This is a genomic window from Sphingomonas sp. 320_CC, assembly GCF_059691795.1.
Genome location: NZ_JCAWAE010000003.1, coordinates 17891 through 33289, shown reverse-complemented (window position 1 = coordinate 33289; position 15399 = coordinate 17891). Strand labels below are relative to the sequence as shown.

The window sequence follows — 15399 nt, the reverse complement described above, 5'->3', positions numbered from 1 at the left end:
CCACAAGACCGGTTGACAGCCGACCGGTCGGTCGAATAGCTCTGGCAGGATACGACCGACCGGTCGATTGAGTGATCATTTATCCGTTAGGCAGGGGTAGCCGCATGAATTTCGAGCATTCGGATCAATCGCAGGCCTGGATGGCCCGTGTCCGCGCCTTCATGGACGAGCATATCATTCCTGCCGTCCCGGTTTATCACGAGCAAGCCGCGAAACTGGATCGTTGGAAAGATATTCCACCGATATTCGAAGAGCTTAAAGACAAAGCCCGCAACGAAGGATTGTGGAATTTCTTTATGCCCCCGTCGGAGCATGACGGTGAGTTCTTCACCAGTCCCGGGCTGACGAACCTCGATTACGCCCCGATCGCGGAGCTGATGGGTCGCGTGTCGTTCGCGAGCGAAGTCTTCAATTGCATGGCGCCCGACACCGGCAATTTCGAGGTCCTTCACCGCTATGGCACGCCGGCACAGAAGGCGCGTTTCATGGTGCCGCTGCGTGACGGGATCACGCGGTCTGCGTTCCTGATGACCGAACCCGCCGTCGCCTCGTCCGACGCGCGCAACATACAGACCGCGATCCGCCGCGATGGCGACGAGTATGTCATCAACGGTCGTAAATGGTGGTCGTCCGGTGCGGGCCATCCCAAGTGCGACTTCTTCATCCTCATGGGCAAGACCGATCCTGACGCGCCTGCCTATAAACAGCAGTCGATGATCCTGGTACCGCGCGACACGCCGGGCGTGACCTTGCTGCGCCACCTGCCCGTATTCGGTTACGATCACGCGCCGCACGGCCATTTCGAGGTATTGCTCGAGGACGTTCGCGTGCCCGTCGACAACATGCTGCTCGGCGAGGGACGCGGCTTCGAGATCGCGCAGGGCCGCCTCGGGCCCGGCCGAATCCATCATACCATGCGCAACATCGCGACGATGGAAGTGGCGCTGGAAAAGATGTGCCGGCGACTCCTGACCCGCCATACGTTCGGCAAGGCGATTGCCGAACATTCGGTGTGGGAAGAGCGGATCGCGCGCGCGCGCTGCGAGATCGAGATGACGCGCCTCCTATGCCTGAAGGCGGCCGACATGATGGACACCGTGGGCAACAAGGCCGCCCGCGCGGAAATCGCGATGATCAAGATCGCCGCGCCCCGCATGGCGCAGCAAATCGTCGACGATGCCATTCAGGCGCATGGCGGTGGAGGCGTCAGTGACGATTTCGGACTGGCCGAGTTGTGGGCGAACACCCGCATCGTCCGTCTGACCGATGGCCCCGACGAAGTGCACGAACGTCAGCTCGCACGCATGGAATTCGACAAGTACCGTGGGGAGTTGGCGGCATGAGTGCTCCCGCTGCAACGATCGGCCAGACCGAAGCAGTCGTGCCTGGTACCCAGTTCGACGAGGCGACGCTGAAGCGTTACCTCGTTGGGGCAGTACCTGGGTTTTCTGGTCCCATGGCCGTCGATCAGTTTCAGGGCGGCCAGTCCAATCCGACATTCCTGCTGACGACTCCGGATGCCAAATATGTATTGCGCCGGAAGCCGGCTGGCGTCCTGCTCGCGTCGGCGCATGCGGTGGATCGCGAATATCGCATCACGCGCGCGCTGTTCGAAGCGGGGCTGCCCGTTCCCGAACCGCTGGTGCTGTGCGAGGACCTCGATGTCATCGGCACGATGTTCTACGTCATGCGACATGTACCCGGCCGCGGCTTCTGGGACCCCCGCATGCCGCAATTGTCCCCGGCCGAGCGCGCGGCGGTGTATGATTCCGCAAACGACACGCTCGCCCGACTTCATCGCGTTGATTATGCGGCGCTCGGTCTCGCCGACTATGGTCGCCCGGGAAATTATTTCGTCCGTCAAATCTCGCGCTGGACGCGCCAATACGAGGCGTCACTGACGGTCGATATACCAGAAATGGACTGGCTGGCCGAGTGGCTGCCAGGGGCCATTCCGCCTAGCGACGAACGCACGACGATCATCCACGGTGACTATTCGTTCCACAATCTTCTGATCCACCCGACCGAACCGCGCGTCGCGGCGGTGATCGACTGGGAACTGTCGACGTTGGGGGATCCGCTCGGGGACCTGACCTATCACATGATGGAGTGGTTTCGCCCCGAGGGGGTTGATGTGCGCGGAACGTTGCGCGGCGCCGACCTGACGGCCCTCGGTATCCCGACGCCCGAGGCTTATGCCCGGACGTATTGCGAACGCACAGGGTTCGACGTCGACCCCACGCATCCCTTCTACACCGCGTTCAACCTGTTCCGGGTTGCGGCCATCTTGCAAGGCATCGCCGGGCGCGCGCGAGACGGTGTGCAGACCGCCGCCAATGCAGGCGAAATCATCCAGCGGATCCGTCCCCTCGCCTTGGCCGCATGGCATTCAGCGCGCGAAGCCGGAGCAGGCTGACCTTCCTTTCGTGGCCCGAAACCTACCGTCGGGTCACAGCGACCATCTGACTACGGAGCGAAACAAGCGACCATCAGATCCGACAACAGATCGGACGATATAAAGGAGAGGATTACATGACGCGATCGATGATTCCGTTGGCGCTAGGTGTTTCGACGCTAGCCCTGCTTACTCCGATGACGGCTTATTCCCAAGCCGCCGGCACCACGACGCCGGGGGAACAGGAACCCGTTATTCCGACTACGCCAGCCCCCCCGGCCGGCAGCGTGACGGACGCGGTACCGACGCCGCAGGCAGCAGCGGCAACTGGCATCGCCGGCGACATCATCGTCACCGCGACGCGGCGGTCCGAACGTCTCCAGAATGTACCGATCGCCGTCAGCGCGCTGGGGGAAGAGCAAATTCAGGCTCGCAAGGTCGACAATTTCGCCGAGATCGTGAAGATCGCACCTGGCCCCACCTTCGTACCGGTCAAAGGTACATCGGTCGTTACGGTACAAATCCGTGGTCAGGGTACCATCAATGATTCACCCGGTCTGGAAAGTCCGGTCGGGGTGTATATCGACGACATATTCTACGGGACGCTCGCGTCCTTCGACGCCAATCTCTATGACGTCTCCCAGGTGTCGATACTTCGCGGGCCGCAAGGAACGACTTTTGGGCGCAACGCCGTGGGCGGCGCGCTCGTCGTCACCAACAACATGGCCGAGATTGGCGTGAACAGCGGCCGCGCGACGTTGACTGGGGTCACTTATAAAGGTGGTCGTGGCGGATTGGAGGCTGACGGATTCATCAACGTACCGATATCGGAAACTCTCGCCGGACGTTTCGCTTACAGCGTGAAGTCGGTTGGCGGATATCAGCACAATTTGATCACCGACAACTACCTCGCGAATAACAAGGTATCTTCCTATCGGGCGTCTGTTCGCTGGCGGCCCAACGAGAAATGGAACATCGTCGCGAGCGGCTCCTACCTACGCCGCGTTGGGTCCGGCGATGGCCCTACCATCGTCGGCGACGGCGCCCTGGCAGCATCGGTACAAGAACGAACGAACGGCAATCTCCACAAAGTGCTTCTCGATGACGATGGGTTCACGCGGCGTACGATCGGCACCGCGTTGCTCAATGCGAGTTACGAGACCGCCATCGGACAGATCAGTTCGATCACGGGATACCGATATCTGAAGTCGAGGCTGGCGGAAGACGCCGATGGAGGCCCGAACCCCGTCAACTTTCCTTCACTCAACACGAACGACGAGTGGCAGGTAAGTCAGGAATTCCGGTTCACATCAGACCTTGGCGGCCCCTTCGATTTCGTCGCGGGCGCATATTTCGGCTATGAGGACTTGAACCACAAGATCACGTTCGGTTTCGACGGTCGCGATCCGAACCTCTTCTTCTCGGTCCTCAATGCGGGTCGATATACGCCAGGTCAGACGTTCGAGGGACAGATCGAGAATCGCAGCTTCGGACCGTATGCCGAGGGAAAATACAAGTTCACGGACAAATTGTCGCTGACCGCCGGCCTTCGTTACAGCTACGAGCGCAAAACGGGCTACACGCAGCATATCGGATCGTCTCCGTTCCAGGGCGGTCCTTACTTCCAGCAACTGCCGGCCAATGACGATGCGGTCGACAGCTGGAAAGGTTGGACCCCGCGCGTCATCGCGGAGTATCACCCATTCCGTGGCAGCCTGTTTTACGCATCGGCGTCGCGCGGCTTTCAGGGTGGCGGCTGGTCGTTCAACGTCCGAACGCCGCTGGCTGCCGCTACACCGCTGCGCGCCCAAACGACATGGAGCTATGAGGTCGGCACGAAGACCGATCTCTTCAATCGTGCTCTCACCATCAATATCGCTGCCTTCCACGCCGACACGGCTAATCTCCAAGTGCGCTCTCAGGTGGACGGCGTGTTTCAAGACTCGAATGCAGGGAAGCTTCGGTCTCGCGGCGTCGAAGTCGAGGCAGTGTTACGTCCCACGTCCAACCTGTCGATCGGCGCCAATTATGCTTACACCGATGCTTTTTACGCGAGTTTCGTCGGATGCACTGCAGCAGGTCTGAATTGCACCGGCAATCAAGCTCCATTCACGCCAGAGCATGATTTTACTGCCCTTCTCGATTATACTGCCGACCTTGCGAGCGGCGCTTCGGTGATTTTTCACTTCGATACGAAGTTTGCCAGCCCGTTCCAAGTTACCTCAACCGGACTTGGCCAGCCCGCAGTACGACTGACCGAGCGCAAGAATGTTGCCAATACTTCTTTGACTTTCAAACCGGCCGCCGCCGACTGGGATATCCGTGTCTGGGCGCGCAATCTGTTTGACAAACAATATGCCACCAACGGTCTCCAGTATAACTTCTATCATGTGTCGCGCGCCGAAGTGGCCGCTGCAGGTGGCTTGGGCAATCTTGACGTTGAACGGATCACCGTCGGCGCACCGCGGACGATCGGTGCGACCCTGACGATACGATATGGGAAATGATATGATGGGACAGGCCGCAGATACCCCGACGACGGCATCACGACGGATCGCATTGCTGGTGTTGATCGTGGTGTCGGTGTTCAACTATCTCGATCGGACAGTGATCTCGATCCTGCAGGTGCCGATCAAGCGCGACCTGTCCCTCAGCGATGCTCAGCTCGGCGCGTTGACCGGGCTGACCTTCGCCCTGTTCTATTCCACGCTTGGCGTTCCGATCGCGCGGCTGGCCGATCGGTACAGTCGCAGGATCGTGATTGCCGGATCGTTGTTGTTGTGGAGCGCGATGACTGCGGTAAGCGGGTTCGCTGGCAGCTTCGCCATGCTTGTCTTCTTCCGCATCGGCGTGGCGCTGGGAGAGGCTGGCAGCATTCCCGCAAGCCATTCGATGATCGCCGACTATTATCCGCCGGAGCGCCGAGCGACGGCACTCGGCATCTGGGGGCTCGCACTGCCGATCGGGGTGATGCTGGGGTATCTGTCGGGCGGCTGGCTCGCCCAGGCGATCGACTGGCGGGCCGCATTGTGGATTATCGGAGGGATCGGCGTCGTGCTGGCACCGATCGTCCTGATGATGCTCCGGGAACCGGTTCGCGGGCGCTACGATGCCGGGCCCGCCCCCGACGCCATGCCGTGGCGCGACGGGCTGGCGCTGATGGCGCGACGGCCGAGCCTGTTGCTGCTGTTCGCCGGTGGCGCGCTGAACAACGTCGTGCTCAGCGTCGCGCTGAACTGGAACGCGCCATTCTATACGCGGCTGCACGGCATGGCGCTTGGTGACGTCGCAACTGCGCTGTCGCTGATGACAGGCCTTGGCGGGGCGATCGGTATTTTCCTGGGAGGGTGGCTGACCGACCGTATCGGGGCCGACAAGCCCCATCTCCGGCCGGTATTAACCGGAATTGCGCTGATCGCGGTCACGCCTGCCGCACTCGTCCAGCTGTTGTCGCCATCGACCACGGTATCGCTGATCGCGTGCGCGGTGACGGTCATGCTGCTGTTCTTCTATTATGCGCCGATCATCGCGATGACCCAGACGCTGGTGCCCGCATCGATGCGGGCATTCACGTCGTCCATCCTGCTACTGTCGGTCAATCTTATCGGGCTCGGCCTTGGGCCATGGCTGACGGGCGTCCTGAGCGACGTCATCGGCATGGGCGACCAGTCGTTGCGTTATGCAATGGCCGCGATGTCCTTCGTCGGAATTTTCGCAGGGTCGTGCTTCCTGCTCGCCGCCCGTTATTACAAAAAGGATCTGGCAAAATGAGCGATTGGTCGAACGGCTGTGCCGTGATTACCGGTGGCGGCAGCGGGATTGGCGCTGCGCTTGCGCGCCACGCAGCGACATTGGGCATGAACGTCGTGCTCGCGGATATCGCGGTCGAAGAGGCGCAAGCGGTCGCCGACGAGATCGGCGCCGACCGTGCGATCGCGCTGCGCTGCGACGTGTCCTCCGAAGCGGACGTGGCCGCGCTTGCCGATGCCGCGGAAGCCAGGTTCGGCCGTGTCGGCCTGCTCTGCAACAACGCGGGGATCGTGCCTGGTGGGCGTCATCGACGCGTGTGGGAATATACCGAAAACGACTGGCAATGGTCGCTCGGCGTCAATTTGGGGGGCGTATTGAACGGCATGCGCGTGTTCGTGCCCCGGCTGTTGGCGGCGGAAGCGCCTGCGCATATCATGAACACGGCCTCGGTTGCCGGGCTGGTCAGCGGCTCGGGATCGGCCTGTTACGGTGCGGCGAAGCACGCCGTGGTCCGCGCGACAGAGGCCCTGTATGCTGGCTTGCAGGAAATGGACGCTCCGATCGGCGTCACGTTGCTCCTGCCCGGACTGGTAGCGACGCGGATCTACGATGCCGAGCGGTCTCGTCCGCAAGCGTTGGCAGGGCCAGGTGGCCCGCCCAGCGAGTCCGCCGCTCTGGAAGCGATGCGCGACGATCTCTATCGCGGTGCACTTACCGCCGAACAGACCGCCACGATCGCCTTCGACGCGATCCGACAGAATCGCTTCTACGCGACGACGACCGACGCGTTCGATGCCGCAATTCGCGCCCGTGCCGATGCGATCCTCTCCCGGACGAACCCCCATTTCGAGAGCATCGTCGACATGAGCCGCAAGGATGCCGGATTGGCCGTCACGTCGGCCGGATGAGCTTCGTCGGCCGCTCCGTACTGATCACCGGTGCGGCAATGGGCATCGGCCTCGCTACCGCGCGTCGTTTCCTCGAACGTGGGGCCGATGTCTGGCTCGCAGACCGAGACGAACGCGCGCTCGCGTCTGCGTGCGGTGAACTCCCCCTTGCCCGCCGCGATCGTACCATCGTGCTCGACGTCACGAACGAAGATAACTGGGCGGACGCCGCCAGTCGCATCGCCACGGCCGGCGGGTTGGACGTGCTGATCAACAACGCCGGGCGGGGTCATTTCCGTATGCTCGCCGAGACCAGCCTTGCCGAGTGGCGCGAGATCCGGGCGGTCAATGTCGACGCGCTGTTCCTGGGCACACGCGCGATGCTTCCGATGCTTGTCGCGTCGGGATCGGGTGCGATCGTCAACGTCGCGTCGATCCGGGGCATGATCTCGGGGCCGGGATCGGGTTCGTATAGTGCCGCAAAAGGTGCGGCGCGCATGTTCGGCAAGGCGGCCGCGTTGGAGTTCGCGGCGCTCGGCAACGGCGTGCGCATCAATACGGTCAATCCCGGCCTGATCGACACCCCGCTATCGCGTGCGGTATTCAACGATCCCACTGCGTCTGCCAGGCGATTGGCGGACATCCCGCTCGGTCGCGCCGGGACTGCGGGAGGAAGTCGCGGACGCTATTGTCTTTCTCGCGAGCGACGAGGCCGCCTATATCACAGGTGCGGACGTGACGATCGATGGCGGCCAAACTGCGGGCTGACGCCTCACGCCGTGACCAGCAGCGTCCCGTCATTGCTTCCGTCAAACAGTGCAACGAACGCTTCGGGCAGACGCGCGAACCCGGCGCGCTCGTCGATGCGGACGGTGAGCCGGCCTTCGTCAGCCCAGTGCCGCAACTTGGCGCGCGCGACAGCAGCGCGCCCGACGAAATCACCGACCACGAACCCTTCCATGCGGATGCGGCCATAGACCAGCTTCATCATGTCTCGCGGCCCTGGAGCGCCGCCTGCCCGGTCGTAGGACGAGATTTGCCCGCACAAGACGATACGGCCGCGGTCCGCCATCGCGTTCGCCGCAGCCTCGAGCTGCTCGCCACCGACATTGTCGAAGAACACGTCGATGCCACCGGGACACAGTTCAGCCAAGCGGGCTGGAACGTCATCGTTGCGATAATCGATCGCTGCCGTCGCACCGAGTTCTTCGACCAGCTTGCGACATTTGTCGGGGCCCCCTGCGATACCGATCACGCGACAGCCTATGATCCCCGCGATCTGACAGACAAGCGAGCCTACCGATCCTGCCGCACCTGATACGACGACGGTTTCTCCCGCCAAAGGCCGTCCGACGTCCAGCAATCCGAAATAGGCCGTCAGACTGTTGGGTGAATACAGGCCAAGCGCCTCGATGAACGTCACGTCGGAAGGTATCGGAAATGGCGGAACCGGGGCTGCACTCGGACGAAGCACGCTCCAGTCCTCCCACCGCGCCATCGCGACCATCCGCGTGCCAACGGGATGATCCGGATGGTTCGACTGCACGACCTCACATGCTGTCATGCCTGCGATCGTGCCGCCGATCGGGATCGAGCCGCGATAGCTCGCGGGTCCGGCGTTCAACCAGTTGCGGATCGTCGGGGCCACTGCGAAGATATGGTTGCGGACCAACACTTCGCCTTCGTCCAGCGCGGGAGGCGCGAATGGCTCGGTCAGCATGACAAAATCGTTTGTCGCGACCCGCCCGTCGGGCCGCTTGGCCAAAGTCCACTTGCGGTTGAACGTCACGCCGCGAGCGCCACGCGCGCCTCGCTGGCGCTGCCAAATGCACGTGCCAGCAGCATGACCCGGCGCAGGCCACGTCCGACCGGGAGTTCGTCGGTCACGCCCATCCCGCCGTGAAGGTGCACCGCCTCCTCGGCAAGCCGCTGTGCCGCGTCCGCGACATAGGCCTTGGCGCCCAGCACACCGCGCACGAACCCGGCGTCATCGCGGTCGACGATCGCGGCTTTCAGCATAAGCGATCGCGCCTGTTCAAGCGCGACGAACATCCGCGCCAACTTGTGCTGAACGACCTGAAAGCTGCCGATCGCGACGCCGAACTGCTGGCGTTGGCGCACATACTCCACGGTCTGCTCGTACAGCGTAGACATCGCCCCCACCAATTCTGCGACGTGGCAAAGGCGAATCATTGCCAAGGTCGTATCGCCGTCCCCTTGCGTCAGGGCCAGAGCGGGCGTGCCGTCAAACCGCACCATGCCGGCAGCCGATCCGTCGATCAGCCGCACCGGGTCGATCGAAAGCCCCTCGGCGTCGCGTTCGACGAGCCAGGTCGCGCCGTCGCCTATCACGACCAGTGCGGCTGCATCGACTGCCGACAAAACGAAATCCGCGCGTCCCGTCAGCCGCCCGCCATCGGTCGAAACATCGGCCACCGCGACGGCGAGCACATGATCGCCCGTCATTGCCGGTGCTACCCATGTCTCGATCGCTGCGGCGTCGCCCCCACGCGCGATCGCATCCGCGGCGCCAACGATCCCCTCGGCCAATGGCGTGATCGCAAGCGCGCGGCCGAACTCTTCTGCCACGATCATCACGTCCTGCGGACCGCCGCCCAGGCCGCCCGCTGCTTCGGGCAACAGGAAGCCGAAGAGTCCCAGTTCGCCCAGCGCATGCCAGTCATCCTGCGAGATCGGCCCCTCGCCGGCCGTTGCAGGGTCCGTCCGATCCGCCAGAAAGCGGCTGACGGTATCGCGCAACAGGACCTGTTCCTCGCTGGGGGTGATGTTCATGTCACACCCGCTCCACGATCGTGACGTTGGCAATGCCCCCGCCTTCGCACATCGTCTGCAAGCCGTACCGCCCACCGCGCGCATGCAGCGCGTGAACGAGGGTCGCCATCAGCTTCGTGCCCGTCGCACCCAGGGGATGACCAAGTGCGATTGCACCGCCATTCACGTTGAGCCGCGCTGGATCGGCACCGAGCGCGGACAGCCACGCCATCGGGATCGATGCGAACGCCTCGTTCACCTCGAACAGGTCGATCTGATCCAGCGCCATGCCCGCCCGTTGCAGCGCGCGACGGGTCGCGGAGATAGGCTCCTCCAGCATGATGACGGGATCGCCCGCCGTCACGGTAAGGTTGTGGATGCGCGCGAGCGGCGTCAGGCCATTAGTCCGAACCGCTTCGGCCGAGGCGACTAGGACACCGCTGGCGCCGTCGCAGATCTGGCTGGCAGTCGCTGCGGACAACGTGCCCTTCTCGCTTAAGAGCTTGACCGAACCGATCGACTCGAGCGACGCGTCGGCACGTACGCCCTCGTCATGATCATGCACGACCGAATTGCCATCGGGATCGATCGTCGTGACCGGAACGATCTCGGCAGTGAAGGCGCCGGACGCGCGAGCGGCTACCGCCTTACGGTGGCTTTCCAGCGCATAGGCGTCCATCGCAGCTCGGTCGAAACCGTATTTGTCGGCGATCATCTGTGCACCGGTGAACTGGCTGAAGCCCTCGACGCCGTAGCGTTCCAAGATCTTCGCCGAGAAGGGACTGCCGCCCATTCCGGCCTTGGCGGCGAGTGTCACCGGCGATCCCATATGGACACGGGACATGCTCTCGACGCCGCCGGCGATCACCAGATCCTGTGTGCCCGACATCACCGCTTGAGCCGCAAAGTGCAGCGCCTGTTGCGAGCTGCCGCATTGGCGATCGATCGTGACGGCGGGCACGCTGTCGGGCAGCGACGAAGCAAGTACGACGTTGCGGCCAAGTGCGAAGGTCTGCTCGCCGATCTGGCTGACGCAGCCGATGATGACGTCGTCGATCGCCGATGGATCGACACCGGTCTCGGCGATGATGGCGTCGAGTATCGTCGCACCCAGGTCGGCAGGATGAATCCCCGCAAGCCTGCCATTGCGACGGCCGCCGGGAGTACGTTTTGCTGATACGATGAAAGCTTCTGGCATGAAAATGGTCCTTCGATGGTCAGAGGCCGACGGCGGCCTTGGCAATGATGGTGAGCTGGATTTCGCTGGTGCCGCCGAAGATCGACCACGCCCGCGCGTTGAGATAGCGTGCGGCGGCCAAGCCTGCCTCGGGCGGGCCGACCAGTGCGGGCGCGTCGTAGGCGTGGAACGGGCGTTCGGCGGGGAGCTGCAAGCTCGCCATGCCGAACGCGTCGATCGCAAGGCCCTCGATCCCCTGGCGGATTTCAGAGGCGATGAGTTTCACCGCGAGGCTACGCGCATGCGGTGGATTGCCCTGCTCGATCTCCAGCAACGTGCGCAACTCGGTCATCTCGAGCGCTTCGGCCTCCAGCCGCAGCCGGACGGCGCGATCCGCCAGTTCGCCCCTCAACGTCGTGGCGCGCGTCAGACGATCGAGATCGGCCAGCAATTGCGGCGCATAGCCGGTACCACCGCGCTCGTTCTCGAGCAGGAACTTGGCGATCGTCCACCCCTGCCCTTCCTCGCCGACCAAGTTTGCAACGGGGACACGGACGTCTTCGAGAAAGACCTCGTTCAGTTCATGGTCTCCCGATGCACTCAGGATAGGTCGCACGGTAACACCGGGCGATGCCATGTCGATCAGCAGGAACGAGATGCCGCGCTGCGCCTTGACGGTGGCGTCGGTGCGTACCAGCGCGAACATCCAGTTCGCGAATTGCGCCTGCGTCGTCCAGATTTTCTGCCCAGAAACGATATACTCGTCGCCTTCGCGCACCGCGCGCGTGCGGAGCGAGGCGAGGTCCGAGCCTGACCCCGGTTCCGAAAACCCCTGTGCCCAGATGTGCTCGCCGCTGCGCAATGCGGGCAGAAACCGCTCCTGCTGTTCATCGCTGCCATAGGTATACAGGACAGGCCCGACCAGCTTCAGTCCCATACCGGGCAGGATCGGTGCGCCCGCGGCCGTGCATTCGGTCTCGAATATCCAGCGGCGCACGGCATCCCATCCGGGTCCACCGGCCGCTTGAGGCCAGAAATAGACAAGCCAGCCCTTGGCGTTCAACGCCGCCTGCCATGCAAGATACACGTCGGGTTCGGCGAACACGCCCGATGTCAGGGTTGCGCCCCGCCGCATCGCCGGCGTCAGCGCGTCCTGCAGGAACGACCGCACCTCCGTACGGAAAGCCTGCTGTTCTGGGGATAGCGAAAGATCCATCACGCGCGCTCCACGATCGCGACGCCCGAGACGCCGGGGGCGCCATAGACGTGACTATAGCCCAACCGGGGGCTGCCCGGCACCTGCCGCGCGCCAGCCTGGCCGGTCAGCTGGCGGTAATTCTCGTACACCTGCCGCAGCCCCGAGGCGCCGACCGGCTCCCCGCACGCGAGGCATCCGCCATCGGTGTTCACCGGCAGCGCACCGCCAATCCGCGTGCGTCCCTCGGCCAGCCACCGTTCCTGCTCGCCATCGGCACAGAAACCGTTCTCGGCCATGTGCATGATCTCTGCCCCGCTTTCGGTATCCTGCAATTGCGCGACGCCGATATCGGCAGGACCAACCCCTGCCATCTCATATGCAGCGCGCGAGGCGATCTCGGTGGGCGATGGCCCACGATCGATTTCCAGCGCCGGCGAAAAGACCTCGAACGACCCCGGCGGGCGGCTACGGACCGCTGCCGCACGAAGCCGCACCATCGGCAATCCCAGTTCGCGCGCGCGCTTGCCACTGGCGAAAATCAGCGCGACCGCGCCTTCGCCGGGCGAGCAGAACATGAACTTGGTCAGTGGATCGCTCACCATGGTCGAGTGCAAAATCGTGTCCGCATCGACCGGTTCGCGCCGCCATGCATGCTCGGTCAGCGCCCCATTTGCGAACGCCTTCTCCGCGACTGCCGCGAGGGTCGATGGAGTAATGCCGTAAGCCGCCATGTACCGTTGGATCTTCATCGCGAAGAACTGCGTGGTCAGCATCAGGCCGGTTTCACCATACCATTCGGGCAGGCCCCATTCGGCAGGCTTCGGATCGAAGGCACCGCGCGGATGCTTGTCGAAGCCGACGGCAATACCCAGGTCGAACTCGCCCGACTTGATCGTCGTATAGGCGCCGAACATCGCCGAGCCACCGGTCGCGCAACCGTTCGACACGTTGATGAACTGCAAGCCGGTCAGTCCCAGATCGGAGACCATGGTGTCGGCTTTGCCCGCGGCGTCCGATCCGCCATAGGCGAACTGCACGTCGGGCCAGGCAAGACCCGCATCGGCGAGTGCCGCGCGCACCGCGAACGCCCCCTGCTGCAAGCCGCTGCGGCCCGGCGTACGGCCAAACGGGTGAATGCCAGCACCGATGATGAAGACGTCGCTCATGCCGCCAACACCGCTGGCGCGAAAGCGAAGGTCGTACGAACCTCTCCATCCATTCGCGTAAAGGCCTGCGCCACCAGCGTCATCGGCATGTCGATCGCGAACCGGTCGATCGGTGCGCCGGTCAGCCGACCCTCGACGATCAGTGCCTCACCCAGAGCCACATAGCCGACCGCATAGGGTTCGAACGCTTCGGGCCCCGCATAGGGCGGCGACTTGGGACGGAAGCGCTGCACCGTCCACGACCACAAACGGCCTTCGCGGGGCAAAGTTACCGTTTCAAAACGGTCCTCGTCATCGGGTAGCGGAAAGGCGATCGCGCCCGTCATGCGATTGCGGCCCGCCAACAAGGCGACGTCGCCCTGTCCATCGCGGACAAGCAAGCGATCGTCGATCAGGGGCGCATCTTCCAGCGGTGCATCCAGCATATCTCTCTCTCCTTGGTTCGAGAGACTAGCGGCATCGCCAATGATACGCCGCTGACCTTTGTGTCAGCGCACCTTGCCGAGAAATCCGAGCTGCGCCGCCTTGAACAGCGCCTGGTCGCGATTGACGGCATCGAGCTTCTGCGCGGCGGAGCGGATATGAAAGCGGATGGTGGTGCGCTTCAGGCCAAGGATGGTCGCGATATCGTCGTTGGTCTTGCCTGCCCCCGCCCACCGCAGGCACTCTACCTCCCGCTTCGTCAGCGCCACCCCCGCCAGCTGCTCGCGTGGCTGTTCTGTTGCCTTGGCGTAGCTGGTGATGAAGATTCGCGCGAGCAGCGCCAGTGCCTCGTCATGCGCGCCGAAGATCGCGCTCAGGTCCTCCACGTCATGATCATGATGGACGAAACTCGCAGCACCGATCTGACCGAACGGGAGATGCACCGGCGCTACGATCGCCGCGCGCGTGAACGCCCGTGCCTCGAAATCGGAGAGATCGAGCGCTTCGAGCGCGCGATTACGCGACCGCGAATAAATGCCGCTTCTGTTGCACCAGAACGGTTCCCCCTCCAGCCGACACGCCTTGGGCAAAGGCGACGTCAGTCCGAGCAGGGGTACTTCCCACCATAACGCCCCAGCCTCGCCTGGCGTGAAGACATCGCCGGCGAGTACGCGGCCGTCCACATCCTTCATCGGCGTCGAGGTGGCGATATTGTGCGTGATGTTGACGAGTAGCCCGGTGCGCTCGCTCACCGCATCGCGCAGCGCCTCGGCAGCCGGACGTATGTCTGCGGACGTCTGTATCCGTACCGCGTCGAGGATATCGTCGTCGATCAGCATGGCAGCGTGGAGGGACTCACCGTCCAAGCATAAACACGGTGAGGATCAGGTCGCGATCGGTCGTACATGGACGGGGTCTAACAGGATCGCCGCCGGCGCGTTACCCCTGCGATGGGTTGGTCTTGAGCCCGTCGAAGAAGGGTTGGCATAGCGCATCCGCGACTTGCTCCGGCGTCTGCGTCGGGGCCAGCGGCGGGTACCATTTATACGCCCAGTTGCACATGCCCAGGAAGCCGTAGGTCGTAATGGTCGGATCGACGCTGCGGAATTCACCGCTCGCTATGCCCGCCTCGATCAAGCCCTTCACGCGGGCAAAATAATCGCGCCTTGCCTGGCGGATAGCATCGCGCATTTCCCCTTCCAGATCACCGTAATTGTCCATGAAGGCACGAACATAGCCCGGATGGTTGGCGATCTGGGTCAGGATGCCGACGCACGCCGCGCGCAGCGACGGCACCGGATCAGAGCCCTCCTCCACCGAAAGCCCGGCAAGCAAGGCCTGGATATGCGTGTCGTGGATAGCGTACAGAATGGAAATCTTGCTCGGGAAGTAATGGTATAGCGTCGGCTTTCCCATGCCGACCTCGTCCGCGAGCATCTGCATCGACGTATTGTGATACCCGACTTTGTCGAACAGGCCGGCGCAATGCTCGATGATCGCAATACGCTTCTCATCATGCGCTTCCGTGCGAACCTTGGTCGTCTTTGCCGGCATGCGGTGTCGTATCCTGTTGTCTAGCAGTTATCGTTCGTATGCCGTTCGAGCGCGTGCGTCCATGCATCCGCGCAGTC

14 protein-coding genes and 1 pseudogene are annotated in these 15399 nt (G+C 63.2%); 7 read left to right on the top strand and 8 right to left on the bottom strand.

Translation table 11 applies throughout. The annotated features are described in order from the left end of the window. Positions 1-104 precede the first annotated feature (104 nt). The 7 genes and pseudogenes from AC59GX_RS11660 to AC59GX_RS11630 all read left to right on the top strand — a co-directional run bounded on the left by AC59GX_RS11660 (position 105) and on the right by AC59GX_RS11630 (position 7800). On the top strand, positions 105-1343 hold the full coding sequence (locus AC59GX_RS11660; RefSeq protein WP_426281799.1) for an acyl-CoA dehydrogenase family protein: 1239 nt from the start codon (positions 105-107) through the stop codon (positions 1341-1343). Then, on the top strand, positions 1340-2416 hold the full coding sequence (locus AC59GX_RS11655; protein WP_426281800.1) for a phosphotransferase family protein: 1077 nt from the start codon (positions 1340-1342) through the stop codon (positions 2414-2416). The genes AC59GX_RS11660 and AC59GX_RS11655 overlap by 4 nt, the downstream gene beginning before the upstream one ends. A 116-nt stretch (positions 2417-2532) precedes the next feature. Beyond that, the gene (locus AC59GX_RS11650) at positions 2533-4902 is read left to right on the top strand and encodes a TonB-dependent receptor (RefSeq protein ID WP_426281802.1); all 2370 of its coding nucleotides are present in this window, start codon (positions 2533-2535) and stop codon (positions 4900-4902) included. Position 4903: 1 nt separating this feature from the next. Beyond that, positions 4904-6166: a spinster family MFS transporter gene (locus tag AC59GX_RS11645; protein WP_426281803.1), complete on the top strand. Its 1263-nt coding sequence runs from the start codon at positions 4904-4906 to the stop codon at positions 6164-6166. Next, positions 6163-7053: an SDR family NAD(P)-dependent oxidoreductase gene (locus AC59GX_RS11640; protein WP_426281804.1), complete on the top strand. Its 891-nt coding sequence runs from the start codon at positions 6163-6165 to the stop codon at positions 7051-7053. Before AC59GX_RS11645 ends, AC59GX_RS11640 begins: the two co-directional genes overlap by 4 nt. Continuing rightward, positions 7050-7640: pseudogene (locus AC59GX_RS11635) on the top strand (SDR family oxidoreductase); the annotation flags it as partial. The gene AC59GX_RS11640 and the pseudogene AC59GX_RS11635, both read left to right, overlap by 4 nt. Continuing rightward, on the top strand, positions 7627-7800 hold the full coding sequence (locus AC59GX_RS11630) for an SDR family oxidoreductase (RefSeq protein WP_426281805.1): 174 nt from the start codon (positions 7627-7629) through the stop codon (positions 7798-7800). The pseudogene AC59GX_RS11635 and the gene AC59GX_RS11630, both read left to right, overlap by 14 nt. A gap of 4 nt (positions 7801-7804) precedes the next feature. On the opposite strand, the gene AC59GX_RS11625 is transcribed toward AC59GX_RS11630, so the two are convergent. The 8 genes from AC59GX_RS11625 to AC59GX_RS11590 form a co-directional block, all read right to left on the bottom strand. Continuing rightward, entirely contained in the window at positions 7805-8821 is a 1017-nt protein-coding gene (locus tag AC59GX_RS11625; protein ID WP_426281806.1) for an NADP-dependent oxidoreductase, read from the bottom strand. Then, positions 8818-9825 (bottom strand): acyl-CoA dehydrogenase family protein, encoded by a 1008-nt coding sequence (locus AC59GX_RS11620; protein ID WP_426281808.1) that lies wholly within the window; start codon positions 9823-9825, stop codon positions 8818-8820. Before AC59GX_RS11620 ends, AC59GX_RS11625 begins: the two co-directional genes overlap by 4 nt. 1 nt (position 9826) lies before the next feature. After that, positions 9827-11002: an acetyl-CoA C-acetyltransferase gene (locus AC59GX_RS11615; protein ID WP_426281809.1), complete on the bottom strand. Its 1176-nt coding sequence runs from the start codon at positions 11000-11002 to the stop codon at positions 9827-9829. Positions 11003-11021: 19 nt separating this feature from the next. Further along, on the bottom strand, positions 11022-12197 hold the full coding sequence (locus tag AC59GX_RS11610) for an acyl-CoA dehydrogenase family protein (protein WP_426281868.1): 1176 nt from the start codon (positions 12195-12197) through the stop codon (positions 11022-11024). Then, a complete protein-coding gene (locus AC59GX_RS11605; RefSeq protein WP_426281810.1) occupies positions 12197-13345 on the bottom strand; it encodes a thiolase family protein in 1149 nt (382 codons plus the stop codon). Before AC59GX_RS11605 ends, AC59GX_RS11610 begins: the two co-directional genes overlap by 1 nt. After that, on the bottom strand, positions 13342-13770 hold the full coding sequence (locus tag AC59GX_RS11600) for a Zn-ribbon domain-containing OB-fold protein (protein WP_426281812.1): 429 nt from the start codon (positions 13768-13770) through the stop codon (positions 13342-13344). The genes AC59GX_RS11605 and AC59GX_RS11600 overlap by 4 nt, the downstream gene beginning before the upstream one ends. 63 nt (positions 13771-13833) lie before the next feature. Further along, a complete protein-coding gene (locus AC59GX_RS11595; RefSeq protein WP_426281814.1) occupies positions 13834-14607 on the bottom strand; it encodes a helix-turn-helix transcriptional regulator in 774 nt (257 codons plus the stop codon). Between the two features lie 100 nt (positions 14608-14707). Then, entirely contained in the window at positions 14708-15322 is a 615-nt protein-coding gene (locus AC59GX_RS11590; RefSeq protein ID WP_426281816.1) for a TetR/AcrR family transcriptional regulator, read from the bottom strand. Positions 15323-15399 lie beyond the last annotated feature (77 nt).